Source organism: Enterobacter sp. Ap-867, assembly GCF_011752855.1.
Taxonomy (GTDB): Bacteria; Pseudomonadota; Gammaproteobacteria; order Enterobacterales; family Enterobacteriaceae; genus Cedecea.
Window position 1 is genome coordinate 93,734 of the sequence record NZ_VWWS01000007.1, and the last position, 14,226, is coordinate 107,959.

Sequence of the window (14,226 nt, forward strand, 5' to 3'; positions counted from 1 at the left end):
CCGTCAGAGCGGGTTAGGATTGTCATTAGTCGCGAGGATGCGATGAAGGTCGGGTACCAACGGCGGCGCGTGAAGCCACGTGCTGCCCGTCATTTTAAAGGATCTTATTTTGCTGAATCCGATCGTTCGTAAATTCCAGTATGGCCAGCATACGGTCACGCTTGAAACCGGCATGATGGCTCGCCAGGCTACCGCTGCTGTAATGGTAAGCATGGATGACACCGCGGTATTCGTTACCGTTGTTGGCCAGAAAAAAGCCAAGCCAGGCCAGGACTTCTTCCCGCTGACCGTTAACTATCAGGAGCGTACCTACGCTGCTGGTCGTATCCCAGGTAGCTTCTTCCGTCGTGAAGGCCGTCCAAGCGAAGGCGAAACCCTGATTGCGCGTCTGATTGACCGCCCGGTTCGCCCGCTGTTCCCTGAAGGTTTCGTCAACGAAGTGCAGGTTATCGCCACCGTTGTCTCCGTTAACCCGCAGGTTCACCCTGATATCGTAGCCATGATCGGTGCTTCTGCAGCACTGAGCCTGTCCGGTATTCCGTTTAACGGCCCAATCGGTGCCGCTCGTGTTGGTTACATCAATGACCAGTATGTGCTGAACCCGACCGCTGAAGAACTGAAAACCAGCAAGCTGGATCTGGTTGTTGCCGGTACCGAAAGCGCAGTGCTGATGGTTGAATCCGAAGCTGAACTGCTGAGCGAAGACCAGATGCTGGGTGCCGTTGTCTTCGGTCACGATCAGCAGCAGGTTGTTATCAAAGAAATCAACGCGCTGGTTGCCGAAGCCGGCAAACCACGCTGGGACTGGCAGCCTGAAGCGGTAAACGAAGCGCTGAATGCGCGCGTTGCCGCGCTGGCTGAATCCCGTCTGAGCGATGCTTACCGCATCACTGAGAAGCAAGAGCGTTATGCACAGGTTGACGTCATCAAAGCTGACGTTATCGCGACGCTGACCGCAGAAGACGAATCTCTGGATGCCGCTGAACTGTCTGACATTCTGCACGCTATCGAGAAAAACGTTGTTCGTAGCCGCATCCTGGCTGGTGAACTGCGCATCGATGGCCGCGAAAAAGACATGATTCGTGGTCTGGACGTGCGTACTGGTGTTCTGCCGCGCACTCACGGTTCTGCACTGTTCACTCGTGGTGAAACTCAGGCGCTGGTTACCGCCACGCTGGGTACTGCACGTGACGCACAGACGCTGGACGAGCTGATGGGCGAGCGCACTGACAGCTTCCTGTTCCACTACAACTTCCCTCCGTACTCCGTAGGCGAGACCGGGATGGTAGGTTCGCCTAAGCGTCGTGAAATTGGTCACGGCCGTCTGGCGAAGCGTGGTGTTCTGGCCGTTATGCCAGAAGCTGACAAATTCCCGTACACCGTTCGTGTGGTTTCTGAAATCACCGAATCTAACGGTTCTTCTTCCATGGCCTCTGTGTGCGGTGCATCTCTGGCACTGATGGACGCTGGTGTGCCAATCAAAGCCGCCGTTGCGGGCATCGCGATGGGCCTGGTGAAAGAAGGCGACAACTTTGTTGTTCTGTCCGACATTCTGGGTGACGAAGATCACTTGGGTGACATGGACTTCAAAGTAGCCGGTAGCCGTGAAGGTATCTCTGCGCTGCAGATGGATATCAAAATCGAAGGTATCACCCGCGAAATCATGCAGGTGGCTCTGAACCAGGCTAAGGGTGCGCGTCTGCACATTCTGGGCGTGATGGAGCAGGCTATCGACGCACCGCGTGGCGATATTTCTGAGTTCGCACCACGTATTCACACCATTAAAATCAACCCAGACAAGATCAAAGACGTGATCGGTAAGGGTGGGGCTGTAATTCGTGCGCTGACTGAAGAAACCGGCACCACCATCGAAATCGAAGATGACGGTACCGTTAAAATCGCAGCGACCGACGGCGACAAAGCGAAACACGCTATCCGTCGTATCGAAGAGATCACCGCGGAAATCGAAGTGGGCCGTATCTATAACGGTAAAGTCACTCGTATCGTTGATTTCGGTGCGTTTGTTGCTATCGGCGGCGGTAAAGAAGGTCTGGTTCACATCTCTCAAATCGCCGACAAGCGCGTAGAGAAAGTGACTGACTATCTGCAGATGGGTCAGGAAGTTCCGGTGAAAGTACTGGAAGTTGACCGTCAGGGCCGCGTCCGTTTAAGCATTAAAGAAGCAACCGAGCAGTCTCCGGCAGAAGGTGCAGCACCAGCCGCGCCAGAAGCTGAGTAAGGTTTGCCAATTAAGCTCTCCATGGTGACATGGAGAGCTGTTTGTTACGGGACAGGATGTCTCGTTTGCAGCCGGGGGACAGGACGTTCATCCATTTGTTGTCTTCGGGAGTAGGAAATGAAGCCTTTTTTGCGCTGGTGTTTCGTTGCGACAGCTATCACGCTGGCCGGATGCAGCAACTCTGCCTGGCGTAAGAACGAAGTATTAGCGGTGCCATTGCAGCCTACGCTGCAGCAGGAAGTGATTCTGGCACGCATGGAACAAATACTTGCCAGTCGGGCTTTAACCGATGACGAACGCGCACAGCTTTTATATGAGCGCGGAGTGTTGTATGATAGCCTCGGTCTGAGGGCTCTGGCGCGGAATGATTTTTCACAAGCGCTGGCCATCCGTCCCGATATGCCTGAAGTATTCAATTACTTAGGCATTTATTTAACGCAGGCAGGCAATTTTGATGCTGCCTATGAAGCGTTTGATTCTGTACTTGAGCTTGATCCAACTTACAACTACGCGCACTTAAATCGCGGTATCGCCCTCTATTACGGTGGTCGTTATCGTTTAGCGCAAGATGATCTGCTGGCGTTTTATCAAGACGATCCCAACGATCCTTTCCGTAGCCTGTGGCTCTATATTGCTGAACGCAATTTGGACGAAAAACAGGCCAAAGTGGCGCTACAACAGCGTCTCGAGAAATCGGATAGAGAGCAATGGGGATGGAATATTGTCGAGTTCTACCTGGGCAACATTAGCGAAAAAGAGCTAATGGAACGCCTCAAGGCGGACGCAACGGATAACACCTCGCTCGCTGAGCATCTCAGTGAAACCAACTTCTATTTAGGTAAGTACTACCTAAGTCTGGGGGATAAGGACAGCGCCAAGGCACTGTTCAAGTTAGCGGTTGCTAACAACGTACACAACTACGTTGAGCATCGTTATGCATTGTTGGAATTAGCGCTCTTGGGCCAGGAGCAAGACGACCTGGCAGAATCGGACCAGCAATAGCTGACGAACAACGATCGTCCCATAAACTTTTTAACTAAAGTCATCACCTTCACGGGTGAGGGCGTTTTTGTTCGTTAATCAATCAAATTTGAGCCGGTTCACACTTTTCAATGAAAATTGCAGATCAATTTCACGATGAGTTACGTAGACTGGCCGCCATCAACGAGGCACATGTACTACATGACTGATATCATCGAAACCACTTTTTCTGATCTGGGGCTGCACGCCTCCATCATTCAGGCCCTGAACGATCTGGGCTACGAAAAGCCATCACCCATTCAGGCTGAGTGTATCCCACACCTGCTGAATGGCCGCGACGTTCTGGGTATGGCCCAGACCGGTAGTGGTAAAACCGCAGCGTTCTCTCTGCCGCTGCTGAACAACCTCGATCCTGAGCTGAAAGCACCGCAAATCCTGGTGCTGGCCCCGACCCGCGAACTGGCGGTTCAGGTTGCTGAAGCCATGACGGATTTCTCTAAACACATGCACGGCGTGAACGTTGTTGCCCTTTACGGCGGTCAGCGTTATGACGTGCAGCTGCGCGCTCTGCGTCAGGGACCACAGATTGTTGTGGGTACCCCAGGGCGTCTGCTTGACCACCTGAAACGCGGCACTCTGAACCTGTCCGGCCTGAAAGGTCTGGTCCTGGACGAAGCGGACGAAATGCTGCGTATGGGCTTCATCGAAGACGTTGAAACCATCATGGCGCAGATCCCGGCTGAACATCAGACCGCGCTGTTCTCTGCCACCATGCCGGAAGCGATTCGTCGTATTACCCGTCGCTTCATGAAAGATCCTCAGGAAGTGCGCATTCAGTCCAGCGTAACTACTCGCCCGGACATCAGCCAGAGCTTCTGGTCTGTTTATGGCATGCGTAAAAACGAAGCGCTGGTTCGTTTCCTGGAAGCAGAAGACTTTGATGCGGCGATTATCTTCGTTCGTACCAAAAACGCGACTCTGGAAGTGGCTGAAGCGCTGGAGCGTAGCGGTTACAACAGCGCCGCGCTGAACGGTGACATGAACCAGGCGCTGCGTGAGCAGACCCTGGAGCGCCTGAAAGATGGTCGTCTGGATATCCTGATCGCCACCGACGTTGCGGCCCGTGGCCTGGACGTGGAGCGTATCAGCCTGGTTGTTAACTACGACATCCCGATGGACTCCGAGTCTTACGTTCACCGTATCGGCCGTACCGGTCGTGCTGGCCGTGCTGGCCGTGCGCTGCTGTTCGTTGAGAACCGCGAGCGTCGCCTGCTGCGCAACATCGAACGCACCATGAAGCTGACGATTCCTGAAGTAGAACTGCCAAACGCAGATCTGCTGGGTGAGCGTCGTCTGGCTAAATTCGCCGCTAAAGTTCAGCAGCAGCTGGAAAGCAGCGATCTGGATCTGTACCGTGGCCTGCTGGCAAAAATTCAGCCTTCCGCTGAAGAAGAGCTGGACATCGAAACGCTGGCTGCAGCACTGCTGAAAATGGCTCAGGGTGAACGTCCTCTGATCCTGCCACCAGATGCACCGATGCGCCCACGTCGCGAATTCAAAGAGCGTGACGATCGCTTCGAACGTCGCGGCGACCGTAATGACCGTGGCCCACGTGGCGATCGTCCAGAGCGTGGTGGTGAAGATCGTCCGCGTCGCGAACGTCGTGATGCTGGCGATATGGAACTGTACCGCATTGAAGTGGGCCGTGATGATGGGGTTGAAGTTCGTCACATCGTTGGCGCTATCGCTAACGAAGGCGACATCAGCAGCCGTTACATCGGTAACATCAAGCTGTTCGGGACCCACTCCACCATCGAGCTGCCGAAAGGCATGCCGGGTGAAGTTCTGCAGCACTTTACCCGCACTCGTATTCTGAACAAGCCGATGAATATGCAACTGCTGGGTGACGCGCAGCCTCGTCCAGAGCGTAGTGGCGAACGCCGCGGCGGTCGTGACGGCGGTGGCCGTGGCTTCGGCGGCGAGCGTCGTGAAGGCGGTCGTGGCCCACGTCGCGAAGGCGCTGGTGCCGGTGCTGGCCGTAGCTTCAGCGGTGAACGCCGTGAAGGTGGTCGTGGCCCGCGTCGCGAAGACGGAGCTGCAACCGCTCGTCGTCGCTTCGGTGATGCATAATTGACCTATAATCTGCCGTATTATTTTTAAACGGCAGTGATAAAAGCCCCGGTTATTGCAATCGGGGTTTTTTTTATCCCTTTTGTACTCATGTACTGGTACAATGAACCGCATAAGACAATTTCGTCGTGCTCAGTTTTTCAGGGATTCGATATGACAACGTTAACCGCCCCCGGCACAAAGCCTTCGTTAATTGGCGGGGTGATGATCATCGGTGGGACAATCATTGGTGCAGGGATGTTTTCGCTCCCGGTGGTGATGTCGGGGGCCTGGTTCTTTTGGTCGCTGGCTGCGCTGGTCTTCACCTGGTTCTGCATGCTGCATTCCGGGCTGATGATCCTGGAGGCGAACCTGAACTACCGCATCGGCTCCAGCTTCGACACTATCACTAAAGATCTGCTGGGGCGCGGCTGGAACGCGATCAACGGCCTGTCGATTGCGTTTGTGCTTTATATCCTGACTTACGCCTATATTTCTGCCAGCGGCTCCATCCTGCATCATACGTTTTCAGAGATGTCGCTGGACGTGCCGGCTCGCCTGGCGGGGCTCGCCTTTGCGCTGGCTGTGGCGTTTATCGTCTGGCTGAGTACCAAAGCGGTTAGCCGCATGACGGCCATTGTGCTTGGTGCCAAAGTCATCACTTTCTTCCTGACCTTCGGCAGCCTGCTTGGGCACGTCACGCCAGTAACGCTATTTAACGTGGCGGAGAGCAATGCCTCCTACACGCCCTATTTATTAATGACGCTGCCGTTCTGCCTGGCCTCTTTTGGCTATCACGGCAATGTACCTAGCCTGATGAAGTATTACGGCAAAGATCCTCGCACCATTATTCGCTGCCTGGTTTACGGCACGCTGATGGCGCTGGGGCTGTATACCATCTGGCTGCTGGGAACGATGGGGAATATTCCACGCCCTGAGTTTATTGGCATCGCGGAGAAGGGCGGCAACATTGACGTGCTGGTGCAGGCGCTGAGCGGCGTGCTCAACAGCCGAAGCCTGGATTTGTTACTGGTGGTGTTCTCGAACTTTGCGGTGGCGAGCTCATTCCTCGGCGTCACGTTGGGGCTGTTCGATTACCTGGCGGATCTGTTTGGGTTTGACGATTCCGCACTGGGGCGTTTGAAAACGGCACTGCTGACTTTCGTCCCGCCGATTGTCGGTGGTCTGCTGTGGCCGAACGGCTTCCTGTATGCGATTGGCTATGCGGGACTGGCGGCGACGATCTGGGCGGCCATTGTCCCTGCGCTGCTGGCGAGAAAATCACGTAAACGCTTTGGCAGCCCGAAATTCCGCGTCTGGGGTGGCAAGCCGATGATTGCCCTGATTCTGATCTTTGGCGTGGGCAATGCGCTGGTACACATCCTGTCTACCTTCGACGTCCTGCCGGTTTATAAATAAATACTAACGGGCCCTCCGAGCTGAGAGGGCCCCACACCACGTTAGCCTAAAAGCTCTTCTTTCACCTGCATGGCCAAATCGAACGAATGTAAGCGCGCCTGGTGATCGAAAATCTGGCCGTTAACCATAATTTCATCCGCTTCAGTTTCGCGCAGAACGGACTCCAGGCCGTGGCGCACCTTCGCTTTATCCCCCACCAGAGACATGCTCAGTGCCTGCTGAACCCCATATTGCTCAGAGGCAGACCAAAGCTGGTGCATATTCTCCACCGGTGGCGGAAGCTGCCCGGTTTCACCGCGACGGAGGCGAACAAAAGCCTGCTGCATGGAAGTAAACAGGAACTCGGCATCGCGGGTGCTGTCTGCCGCCACGATATTGATGCAGACCATCGCGTAAGGTTTTGCCAGCCGCTCGGACGGCTTGAAGTTTTCACGGTAGAGCTGCAGCGCCCGGAACAGCATATCTGGCGCAAAGTGCGAGGCAAAAGCAAACGGCAGGCCCAGCTGTGCCGCCAGTTGAGCGCCGTACAGGCTGGAGCCTAATAGCCAGACTGGTACCTTTTCGCCATAACCCGGCACGGGGCGTACATGCGGGTTCGGATCGCGGGCATCAAACCAGTCCACCAGCTCAGCAACATCCCGGGGGAAGTTATCCACGTCGCCGCTCATATGGCGTCGCAACGCCCTCATGGTCGGCTGATCGCTGCCTGGCGCACGACCAAGTCCGAGATCGATACGCCCCGGATAAAGCGCATTGAGGGTACCGAACTGCTCGGCAATCACCAGCGGGGAATGGTTCGGCAGCATCACACCGCCGGAACCTAAATGCAGCGTGGTGGTATTCGCGGCCAGGTAACCAATCAGCACCGAGGTTGCCGCGCTGGCAATACCGACCATATTGTGATGTTCCGCCAGCCAGTAGCGATGGTAGCCGCGTTTTTCGGCCAACCGGGCGAGATCCAGAGAGTGGGAAAAAGCCTCCTGCGCCGAGGAGCCTTGAGGGATCGGCGCTAAATCCAGCACCGAGAAAGCAACATTTTTGTCAGTCATAACCGCTCACTTTAGTTACAGCGTAGTCATCAGATTGAAGGTCTTCTTCCAGCCTGGCGCAGGAATACCGCGCCGGCCAGAAAAGCTGCACTTTTAATAGTGCATTAAACAATGACCAAATTTGTTAACAAAGTGAGCTATTATCAGGCCCGAAGCTCCAGCCCGGCGACGCGTCGCCAGTAGCCGTTACAGTCGCTGCGGTTGGCCAGCGGCAGCGGTGCGCTACCGTTCTCATTAGCGCGGAAGGCGTTCAAAATATCCAGCGTCCCTAAGCCCATGGGGGACAGACGAACAATATCCACCAGCCCTTTCATCGACGTCAGCTCATTGCCGAGGTTATAGACATAGCCGCTCATGGTCTGAATGCCGTTCAGCACAAAGACCTGCTGCTGCTCCTGAGAGCGCATATCCCGGCCATTGGGGTACTTAATGCAGCAAGTTTCGCATTCGTCCTTGGCGCGGTCTTCGGAGCGGGCGGTAAAGCAGCGGGCGGAATAAGCCAGCGGCAGATGGCCGTAGCTCAGCACTTCCACTTCGAATTTGTTACGAATGCCGAGCTCATCGCACTGCTGGAGCATATTGGCTAACCAGTCGCGGGAAAGCTCGACCGGCATACACCAGCGCGTCATGCCCTGTTTTAATAACAGGCGCAGCGTCACGGCGTTATAGCAGTTGAGCGCATGCCCGGCGACAAACGGCAGTTTGCGCTCGGCGGCCATATTCACGCTGCCGATATCATTGGCTTCAATCAGAAAGTCGCCGTTTTCTACATAGCGCTTCAGTTCCCCCAATTCTGACGGAGCCTGCACCAGCGCCAGCGTGGAAAGCACCACCTGCTTGCCCTGGCCTGCGAGCATTTTCGCCATATCCAGCCAGTCGCTAACTTTGGTTGCCCGGCGCTTGCTGCATACCGCTTCACCCAGGTAAATCACATCGGCCCGGCTTTTCGCCGCGGCCTGATAAAACTTTTCCAGCGTCTCTTTTGGCCAATAGTAAAGCACCGGCCCTAATGAATATTTCATGCTTTTCCCTACTGCCATTTGCGGTGATAGGCACCAAGCGTTGTTTGCGTGCCTTCGGCCATAGATCCCAGGGTCTCCATCCAGGTAGGTTGGGCCTGGTAGCCTTTGGGATCGGCCATGCAGCGATCGATAGCCTGGCGCCAGACTTTTGCCACCTGAGTCACATAAGCCGGACTGCGCTGGCGGCCCTCGATTTTCACCGACGCAATATTGGCGGCGAGCAGCTCCGGCAGCAGTTCGAGCGTGTTAAGGCTGGTGGGTTCTTCCAGCGCGTGGTAAGGCCTGTCGTCAACCAGATAGCGCCCTTTGCAGAGGGTGGGATAGCCCGCATTTTCGCCGTCTTGATAGCGGTCAATCAGCACGTCGTTGAGACGGGACTCCAGCCCCTGGGACGTTTGTTGCCAGCGTACAAAGCGAGCGGGGGAGCAGGCACCCACGGTATTGGGCGACTCGCCGGTAAGGTAAGACGAAAGATAGCAACGCCCTTCCGCCATAATGCACAGGCTGCCAAAAGCGAAGACTTCCAGCGGCACCGGCGTGACGCGAGCGAGCTGTTTGACCTGATGAATAGAAAGCACGCGCGGGAGCACCACGCGGGCAACATCGAAGTGGCGATGATAAAACCGGATCGCTTCTTCATTGGTGGCCGAAGCCTGCACCGATACATGACGCTCGATGTGTGGATAGCGCTCAGCGGCATATTCCAGCATGGCTAAATCTGCCAGGATCAGCGCATCGGCCCCCAGTTGGGCGGCCATATCAACCGCCCGCTGCCAGCGGGAGTAGCCGTCCGGGTGGGCAAAAGTATTGATGGCAATATGCAGCTTACGGCCGCGAAGATGCACGTAGCTGACGGCTTCCTGCAGCTTTTTCTCGGTGAAATTAAGACCAGCAAAATGACGCGCATTGGTATCATCTTTCAGGCCGATGTACACCGCATCTGCACCGTTATCGATGGCCGCTTTCAACGCCGGAAGGTTTCCGGCCGGGCAAAGCAACTCCATATTTTATCCTGAATCATAGGGGGCATGAATACGTGCCCGCGCTGCACAGGGACGGGCAGCATAATTGTTAACGAACCGGGATTTTAGTTAACCTGTCGGCGACAATTTTTGATTTGGGGCAGAGAAAGGCGTATTGCTTAGTGTCGCCGCCGCCAATTCGGCCCCGCAGCAACCTGCGGAATTGTTGATTTGGCGCGCCATCGGGAATTGTCGTTATGGCAAAATAGCGACAAATCTTTTAAAGGAGTTAAACCCGTGTTCGATAAACTGCGTTCTCGCCTGGTTCAGGCTGGTCCTTCTTTGCTGCGGGTTCCGGTCAAGCTAACCCCTTTTGCCGTTAAGCGTCAGGTCCTGGAGCAGGTGCTGGGCTGGCAGTTCCGTCAGGCGCTGCAGGATGGCGAGCTGGACTTTCTGGCAGGCCGCTGGCTAAGTATTGAAGTACGCGATCTGGGCCTGAAGTGGTTTACTTCCGTTGAGGACAATAAGCTGCTGGTGTGCGACGATGCACCTGCAGATGTGAGCTTTAGCGCTGAGGCCAACGATCTGTTGCTGATCGCCGCTCGCAAGCAGGATCCTGATACCCTGTTTTTCCAGCGTCGTCTGGTTATTGAAGGCGACACGGAACTCGGGTTATATGTGAAGAATCTAATGGATGCCATTGAGCTGGATGCCATGCCTAAACCGCTGCGCATCCTGCTATTACAGCTGGCTGATTTTGTTGAGGCGGGTTTGAAACACAACGCCGCCCCTGAAGGTAATTCGATAGGTGAGCCATGTTAATTCGTGTAGAAATTCCCATTGATGCACCCGGCATCGACGCGCTGCTGCGCCGTTCCTTTGAAGGTGAGGGTGAAGCTGAGCTGGTGAAAGCACTGCGGGAAGACGGGCTGTTAACGCTGGGTCTCGTCGCCACCGACGATGAAGGGCAGGTGATTGGCTACGTGGCCTTCAGCCCGGTCGCTGTAGAAGGCGAAGAGCTGCAGTGGGTGGGACTTGCACCGCTGGCGGTGGATGAGTCGGTTCGCGGGCAGGGCATTGCCAAACAGCTGGTATACGAAGGGCTGGATTCCCTGAATGAGTTTGGCTATGCCGCCGTGGTCACGCTGGGTTCGCCGGAGATGTATGGTCATCTTGGCTTCCAGCCTGCGGCCCGTTACGATCTGCGCTGCCGCTGGCCTGGCACCGAAGCTGCATTCCAGGTTCATCCGCTGGCGGATGATGCCCTGAACGGCGTCAGTGGCCTGGTAGAATATTCTGACCACTTCAACACCGTTTAGCGAGTTTCCCCTTGAAGGCTTGTCAGCAGGTCTTCAAGGGCTACCTTGCCCACTACCAGCCGCTCTTTCTCGGCCTTGCTCAACTGTTTAATTCGGTATTCGGCCCGCAGCGCCAGCGACCGGTTGCCCACCACCTGACTAAATACCAGATCCAGCTCCCCCTTGCCGCGCAGCGCCTTGGCTCCTTTCCCTGACTGATGCTGGGCAAAGCGGCGAACTACGTCGGTGGTGATGCCGGTATAAAGGCGGTTATCGGGGCAGCGAATTAAATAGAGATACCAGGGAGTCATAGGGCGGGCGCATAATTAACATTTGTCGCAGAGTAACACTGTTCAGGATGACGATGGAATCACTCAATGCCATCAGCCGCTGGCTGACAAAACAACATGTTCTCAGCTACTGCGTGGGCAGTGGGCATTCGCTTTGGTGCGCGAACGCGTTTTACATTTTCGACCCTGAACGCGTGGCCTTTTATCTGTTGAGCGAGACTTCATCCCACCACGGTGAGCTGATTGGGGAGCAGGCCCCGGTCGCCGGGACGATAAACGGCCAGCCCAAAACCGTGGCGCTTATCCGGGGCGTACAGTTCCGGGGGGAAATTCGTCTGCTGGCGGCAGAAGAAGCGGCCGACTTTCGTATTCGCTACCTGAAGCGTTTCCCGATAGCCAAAGTCATGTCGGCCCCGATGTGGGAAATTCGGCTGGGTGAGCTAAAAATGACTGACAACACGCTCGGCTTCGGGAAAAAGCTACACTGGCTACGTGACGAGTAAATTCATTCTCAGGAGGCAGTATGAGTCGTGTTCTGATCGTCGGCGCCACGGGGCTTGTGGGCGGCCATTTACTCCGCCTGCTTAGTCAGGAATCGCGCGTTACCTCGATTGTGGCACCCACCCGCCGTCCGCTGCCGGTAGCGCTGAACAAGGTTGTTAATCCACACGATCCACAGCTGTCAGACGCGTTCGCGCAGGTCACGGAACCGGTTGATACGGTCTTTTGCTGCCTGGGTACAACACTTCGCGAGGCCGGCAGCAAAGAGGCGTTTATCCTGGTCGATTACACACTTGTCGTGGACGCCGCTCTTACGGGCCAGCGGCTTGGGGCAAAACAGATGCTGGTGGTCAGCGCGCTGGGCGCGAACAGCCGCTCGCCGTTCTTCTACAACCGCGTGAAGGGTGAAATGGAAGATACGCTGATAGCGCAAACCTGGCCGCGTCTGACTGTTGCCCGCCCCTCAATGCTGCTGGGACATCGCCAAACCCGTCGCTTAAACGAAGTCGTCATGCTGCCGATTTTTAAAATGCTGCCCGGCAATCTCAAAGCCATTGAATCGTTGGACGTGGCAAAAGCCCTGCTTTTTGAAGCGTTCAACCCCGTTCGGGAAGGAGTAACGATTGTTAATTCTGCCGAACTACGAGAACGCGCTCAGCAGTATGCCGTGGAGTAATTGTTCCAGAGAGATTATGTGGCATTATTTACGTTGGTTTTGTAAATAAAAGCCACATTATTACATGGCTTTTTAATAGCAAAGGCATGCCGCTCAATAAACTATTGAGAAGATAACTGTCAGGTGTTAAAGGCTAAATATTAAAAGGACTGCAGGTAATCAATATATCCTTTAGCACTGCTTTCCAGTTGCTGGGCGGAAACTTCATATTCGGCGCCATAAAATGCGTAGAAAGGCTGATAATCCGCTTCGACATATTTCGCGGTCATTTCAAACGGCAGAAGTATTTCCTGTAACGAATGCTGATAGCGGCCGTCAGTGGAAAAATCCTCCTCTTTGATGCCGGCACTCACTGCCAGTGCGAACTTACGGCCTCTGAGCTTATGCCCGCTGGTAGAGCCGTAGGCCCAGCCATAGGTAAAGACCTCATCCAGCCACTGCTTTAACAACGGTGGGCTGTTAAACCAGTACAGCGGAAATTGCAGAATAATTTTATCGTGTTGTTCAATCAGTTTCTGCTCCCTTTCCACATCAATAACGCCATCTGGATAAGCCTGATAAAGATTGTGGACGGTATATAACGCTGGATGCTTTTCTAATTCACTTACCCAGCGATTATTAATTTTAGACTCATTAATATTCGGATGAATAACAACAATTAACGTATTCATGGTTAATTCCTCTTGAGGTCGCTGTCCATTATCGTTTGTTTGATGTTTGCATCATAGGGAGCTTTAAATTAAAGTACAATACTGTCATTGTTGATATGTACTATACCAAAGGATAGTGTTATGAGCGAAAAGGCTGTGCCGGATTCTTGCGCATTTATGGGCGACACGGGCTTTGCCTACACGCTGTCGCTGGTGAATGGGAAATATAAAATGATCATTCTCTATGCGCTGGCTGAGCATAAGCCGGTGATTCGCTTCAACGAGCTCAAGCGCAGCATTGAGACTATTTCGTTCAGAACCCTGAGCCTGACGCTGAAAGAACTGGAGAATGACGGGTTGATTATCCGGAACGAATATCCGCAAATTCCGCCCAAGGTAGAGTACAGCCTTTCAGAGCGCGGTAAGTCGCTGATCCCGGTGTTGGATATGATGTGTGAATGGGGAAACGTGCATCGTCATGATGTGCTGCAGTGAAGCTTCCCGCCAGCTATCGGGAAGCCTGATTTAACGCAGATGATGAACGACCTGGTTACTGCTGCCTCGCCAGATAAGCGCCGGATCTTTTAAATCCTGAACAAACTTACCGTCCACCAGCACGTTGATTAACGCTACCACTTCCTGCTGTGCGGCGTTCAGTTCATCGATCTTATATCCCGTCCACACCCAGATGTCCTTGCCCGGGCATTCGGCACGCACGCGCTGCACCAGCTTTAGAATCTCGGGCACGTTCTGCGGATGCAGCGGATCGCCGCCCGAAAGCGAGATTCCCTGGCGCTTAACGCGGGTGTCGTTCAGGTCGGTAATAATGCGATCGGCCATTTCTGCGGTAAACGGCATGCCCGAATTTACGCGCCAGGTGCTTTTGTTGTAGCAGCCGGGGCATTCATGCACGCAGCCTGAGACAAACAGCGTGCAGCGAGTGCCGGGGCCATTGACGATGTCGACGGGGTAGTACTGGTGATAATTCATTTTCGCATCTCAATTGACGCCATAGCTGCCTCACTCACCA

General features: G+C 54.6%; 16 protein-coding genes. 10 read left to right on the plus strand and 6 right to left on the minus strand.

The features are described 5' to 3' along the window. The first annotated feature begins 109 nt into the window (after positions 1-109). From pnp to mtr, 5 genes are all read left to right on the plus strand, one after another. Complete coding sequence (pnp, locus tag F3J26_RS17215) at positions 110-2,239, plus strand: polyribonucleotide nucleotidyltransferase (RefSeq protein ID WP_008454773.1); 2,130 nt, start codon at positions 110-112, stop codon at positions 2,237-2,239. Positions 2,240-2,356: 117 nt separating this feature from the next. Further along, positions 2,357-3,241, plus strand: coding sequence for a lipoprotein NlpI (nlpI, locus tag F3J26_RS17220; protein WP_008454770.1), 885 nt, complete (start codon positions 2,357-2,359; stop codon positions 3,239-3,241). A 110-nt stretch (positions 3,242-3,351) separates the two neighbouring features. Beyond that, positions 3,352-3,429 carry a protein YrbN gene (gene yrbN / locus F3J26_RS17225; RefSeq protein WP_099458804.1) on the plus strand — a complete coding sequence of 26 codons (78 nt, stop codon included), beginning with the start codon at positions 3,352-3,354 and terminating at the stop codon, positions 3,427-3,429. Beyond that, positions 3,422-5,350 (plus strand): DEAD/DEAH family ATP-dependent RNA helicase, encoded by a 1,929-nt coding sequence (locus F3J26_RS17230; protein ID WP_008454769.1) that lies wholly within the window; start codon positions 3,422-3,424, stop codon positions 5,348-5,350. The genes yrbN and F3J26_RS17230 overlap by 8 nt, the downstream gene beginning before the upstream one ends. 153 nt (positions 5,351-5,503) lie before the next feature. Beyond that, positions 5,504-6,748 carry a tryptophan permease gene (gene mtr, locus F3J26_RS17235; protein WP_166877798.1) on the plus strand — a complete coding sequence of 415 codons (1,245 nt, stop codon included), beginning with the start codon at positions 5,504-5,506 and terminating at the stop codon, positions 6,746-6,748. 41 nt (positions 6,749-6,789) lie between these two features. Here the strand turns inward: mtr and F3J26_RS17240 are convergent, their stop codons facing one another. The 3 genes from F3J26_RS17240 to ubiU all read right to left on the minus strand — a co-directional run bounded on the left by F3J26_RS17240 (position 6,790) and on the right by ubiU (position 9,823). Continuing rightward, a complete protein-coding gene (locus tag F3J26_RS17240) occupies positions 6,790-7,797 on the minus strand; it encodes a luciferase-like monooxygenase (protein ID WP_008454765.1) in 1,008 nt (335 codons plus the stop codon). 143 nt (positions 7,798-7,940) lie between these two features. Further along, positions 7,941-8,819, minus strand: coding sequence for a U32 family peptidase (locus tag F3J26_RS17245; protein WP_502706586.1), 879 nt, complete (start codon positions 8,817-8,819; stop codon positions 7,941-7,943). Between the two features lie 8 nt (positions 8,820-8,827). Then, entirely contained in the window at positions 8,828-9,823 is a 996-nt protein-coding gene (gene ubiU / locus F3J26_RS17250) for a ubiquinone anaerobic biosynthesis protein UbiU (RefSeq protein WP_008454763.1), read from the minus strand. A gap of 255 nt (positions 9,824-10,078) precedes the next feature. On the opposite strand from ubiU, the gene ubiT reads away from it, so the two are divergent. Together ubiT and F3J26_RS17260 are read left to right on the plus strand one after the other, a co-directional pair. Next, positions 10,079-10,603 carry a ubiquinone anaerobic biosynthesis accessory factor UbiT gene (gene ubiT, locus F3J26_RS17255; protein WP_039288056.1) on the plus strand — a complete coding sequence of 175 codons (525 nt, stop codon included), beginning with the start codon at positions 10,079-10,081 and terminating at the stop codon, positions 10,601-10,603. Next, positions 10,597-11,100: a GNAT family N-acetyltransferase gene (locus F3J26_RS17260; protein WP_008454760.1), complete on the plus strand. Its 504-nt coding sequence runs from the start codon at positions 10,597-10,599 to the stop codon at positions 11,098-11,100. Before ubiT ends, F3J26_RS17260 begins: the two co-directional genes overlap by 7 nt. Here F3J26_RS17260 and F3J26_RS17265 read toward each other — a convergent pair. Next, the gene (locus F3J26_RS17265) at positions 11,097-11,390 is read right to left on the minus strand and encodes a GIY-YIG nuclease family protein (RefSeq protein ID WP_166995032.1); all 294 of its coding nucleotides are present in this window, start codon (positions 11,388-11,390) and stop codon (positions 11,097-11,099) included. The two genes, F3J26_RS17260 and F3J26_RS17265, sit on opposite strands and share 4 nt — an antisense overlap. Before the next feature lie 53 nt (positions 11,391-11,443). On the opposite strand from F3J26_RS17265, the gene F3J26_RS17270 reads away from it, so the two are divergent. Together F3J26_RS17270 and F3J26_RS17275 are read left to right on the plus strand one after the other, a co-directional pair. Next, a complete protein-coding gene (locus tag F3J26_RS17270) occupies positions 11,444-11,872 on the plus strand; it encodes a YhbP family protein (protein WP_166995034.1) in 429 nt (142 codons plus the stop codon). Positions 11,873-11,892: 20 nt separating this feature from the next. After that, positions 11,893-12,546, plus strand: a complete 654-nt coding sequence (locus tag F3J26_RS17275) for an NAD(P)H-binding protein (RefSeq protein ID WP_166995036.1) — start codon at positions 11,893-11,895, stop codon at positions 12,544-12,546. 140 nt (positions 12,547-12,686) lie between these two features. On the opposite strand, the gene F3J26_RS17280 is transcribed toward F3J26_RS17275, so the two are convergent. Beyond that, a complete protein-coding gene (locus tag F3J26_RS17280; RefSeq protein ID WP_166995038.1) occupies positions 12,687-13,217 on the minus strand; it encodes an NAD(P)H-dependent oxidoreductase in 531 nt (176 codons plus the stop codon). A 120-nt stretch (positions 13,218-13,337) separates the two neighbouring features. Here F3J26_RS17280 and F3J26_RS17285 point away from each other — a divergent pair, with 120 nt between their 5' ends. After that, complete coding sequence (locus tag F3J26_RS17285; RefSeq protein ID WP_008454744.1) at positions 13,338-13,691, plus strand: winged helix-turn-helix transcriptional regulator; 354 nt, start codon at positions 13,338-13,340, stop codon at positions 13,689-13,691. Between the two features lie 30 nt (positions 13,692-13,721). Here the strand turns inward: F3J26_RS17285 and nrdG are convergent, their stop codons facing one another. Further along, on the minus strand, positions 13,722-14,186 hold the full coding sequence (gene nrdG / locus F3J26_RS17290; RefSeq protein WP_166995040.1) for an anaerobic ribonucleoside-triphosphate reductase-activating protein: 465 nt from the start codon (positions 14,184-14,186) through the stop codon (positions 13,722-13,724). Positions 14,187-14,226: the final 40 nt, after the last annotated feature.

What these genes read in the sequence shown, in the direction of transcription:
- F3J26_RS17265 (WP_166995032.1), bottom strand. Translation starts at nt 11,390, where the DNA reads ATGACTCCCTGGTATCTCTATTTAATTCGCTGCCCCGATAACCGCCTT.
- yrbN (WP_099458804.1), top strand. Translation starts at nt 3,352, where the DNA reads ATGAAAATTGCAGATCAATTTCACGATGAGTTACGTAGACTGGCCGCC.
- F3J26_RS17230 (WP_008454769.1), top strand. Translation starts at nt 3,422, where the DNA reads ATGACTGATATCATCGAAACCACTTTTTCTGATCTGGGGCTGCACGCC.
- F3J26_RS17240 (WP_008454765.1), bottom strand. Translation starts at nt 7,797, where the DNA reads ATGACTGACAAAAATGTTGCTTTCTCGGTGCTGGATTTAGCGCCGATC.
- F3J26_RS17275 (WP_166995036.1), top strand. Translation starts at nt 11,893, where the DNA reads ATGAGTCGTGTTCTGATCGTCGGCGCCACGGGGCTTGTGGGCGGCCAT.
- mtr (WP_166877798.1), top strand. Translation starts at nt 5,504, where the DNA reads ATGACAACGTTAACCGCCCCCGGCACAAAGCCTTCGTTAATTGGCGGG.
- F3J26_RS17280 (WP_166995038.1), bottom strand. Translation starts at nt 13,217, where the DNA reads ATGAATACGTTAATTGTTGTTATTCATCCGAATATTAATGAGTCTAAA.
- nrdG (WP_166995040.1), bottom strand. Translation starts at nt 14,186, where the DNA reads ATGAATTATCACCAGTACTACCCCGTCGACATCGTCAATGGCCCCGGC.
- ubiU (WP_008454763.1), bottom strand. Translation starts at nt 9,823, where the DNA reads ATGGAGTTGCTTTGCCCGGCCGGAAACCTTCCGGCGTTGAAAGCGGCC.
- F3J26_RS17270 (WP_166995034.1), top strand. Translation starts at nt 11,444, where the DNA reads ATGGAATCACTCAATGCCATCAGCCGCTGGCTGACAAAACAACATGTT.
- nlpI (WP_008454770.1), top strand. Translation starts at nt 2,357, where the DNA reads ATGAAGCCTTTTTTGCGCTGGTGTTTCGTTGCGACAGCTATCACGCTG.
- F3J26_RS17245 (WP_502706586.1), bottom strand. Translation starts at nt 8,819, where the DNA reads ATGAAATATTCATTAGGGCCGGTGCTTTACTATTGGCCAAAAGAGACG.
- F3J26_RS17260 (WP_008454760.1), top strand. Translation starts at nt 10,597, where the DNA reads ATGTTAATTCGTGTAGAAATTCCCATTGATGCACCCGGCATCGACGCG.
- F3J26_RS17285 (WP_008454744.1), top strand. Translation starts at nt 13,338, where the DNA reads ATGAGCGAAAAGGCTGTGCCGGATTCTTGCGCATTTATGGGCGACACG.